1 protein-coding gene and 2 pseudogenes are annotated in these 1257 nt (G+C 43.4%); 2 read left to right on the top strand and 1 reads right to left on the bottom strand.

Annotation, left to right across the window (positions count from 1 at the left end):
• Positions 1-171: pseudogene (locus EQY_RS0119810) on the bottom strand (IS110 family transposase); the annotation flags it as partial.
• A 29-nt stretch (positions 172-200) separates the two neighbouring features.
• Between EQY_RS0119810 and EQY_RS27490 the strand changes: the two are divergent.
• Positions 201-437 carry a hypothetical protein gene (locus tag EQY_RS27490; RefSeq protein ID WP_000553789.1) on the top strand — a complete coding sequence of 79 codons (237 nt, stop codon included), beginning with the start codon at positions 201-203 and terminating at the stop codon, positions 435-437.
• A 408-nt stretch (positions 438-845) separates the two neighbouring features.
• Positions 846-1257 (top strand): annotated as a pseudogene (locus EQY_RS0119800) (autotransporter outer membrane beta-barrel domain-containing protein); the annotation flags it as partial.

Here is a 1257-nt window from a genome sequence, read left to right as displayed (position 1 = left end):
AGAGCCTCCACAGGCCTCCATACCAATCAGACATGACTCCCGGTTGCTGAAATATTCCAGAAAATCTCTTCTGCGAAGTTGCTTATCCACCACGTCACCTGTGTTCTCATCAATGAAGTGAACCTGAATCAGATGTTTTGCGATATCAACGCCAACCGGTGTATATTTCATTTGTGGAGTCTCCAGTCTGAAGGAGCTTTATGCATCCCGTATTGGGCACTATGATGCCGGAAATCTGCCAGGTTCCACACCTTCCCGATATTCTCCCCATCCATCACCGTGCTCCGGATTTGATGATTGGGGATGCGTTCATTACACATCCCATGAGCATCAGCCAGCGGGCCGACGCCCTGCGCCAGAGGTTCGCGCTTTCCAGTCGTCCGGCAATCGCATCCTTCACGATTTCAGGTGTTGGCCTGTTCCTGCTCAAAACTTAACTCCACTGAAATAAAAACTATATTTTTCATTTCTGGCTGGCACTCCACGCCTGGCTGGAATTCATTCCCTGAAGCGACCGACACAGCCGTTACCCCGTTTCAGTCCCCATCATTTATTCTGCCTCTCTGCTATGGATGTGTTCTTTCTCCGGTTACTGCATCGATATAAACTCCCGGGAACAGAATAAACGTTAAGTCACAGACTCTGCAAAATGCGAGGAACAAAATAAAAACTCAAGAAAAACGACTTTGATGTAAGTCAAAATAAAATATATAAAAAAACAGAAAGCTGATGTTTTAGATAAAAATATTTAAATAAATATTAAACAAAGCTGCGTATTTTCTTGATTTATCACATCAAAAAAAAGAAAAAATCTTTTTTGTAAATGTATCAGGAATGCAGAGGAAATGATGACTTTGAGAAAAACACAACTCTCCATAATAATTGGTGCCATATTATTCGGCCCTGCCTCATTTGCTGAATCTATAGCAGTAACCTCGGTTAAAGCTGAAAATGGGCAATCCATTGTCATGCAGTATGATGTGATAAACAGCAATCATAACAGTAATGCTGTTTATGCGAATGGTGTGAATGCAACGATTGATACACATGGGCATACCATTATCGCAACAGGAAACAACGCGTCTGCTGTTCATGCAACCCATGGCGGCGTGATAAATGTTAATGGTGGAGATGTCGATATTCATGGTCCGGATTCCCGTGCGGTATCAGCCAGTACGAATGGCCTGATAAACGTTACCGGAGCCAGAATCCTTATTGACAGTATGAATTCAAAAGGTGTGTCTGCCAGTGGCGGGG

The sequence above is a fragment of the Escherichia sp. TW14182 genome, assembly GCF_000208525.1.
Lineage (GTDB): Bacteria > Pseudomonadota > Gammaproteobacteria > Enterobacterales > Enterobacteriaceae > Escherichia > Escherichia ruysiae.
The sequence above is the reverse complement of the archived record's forward strand: the minus strand, read 5'-3'. Positions and strand labels throughout refer to the sequence as shown.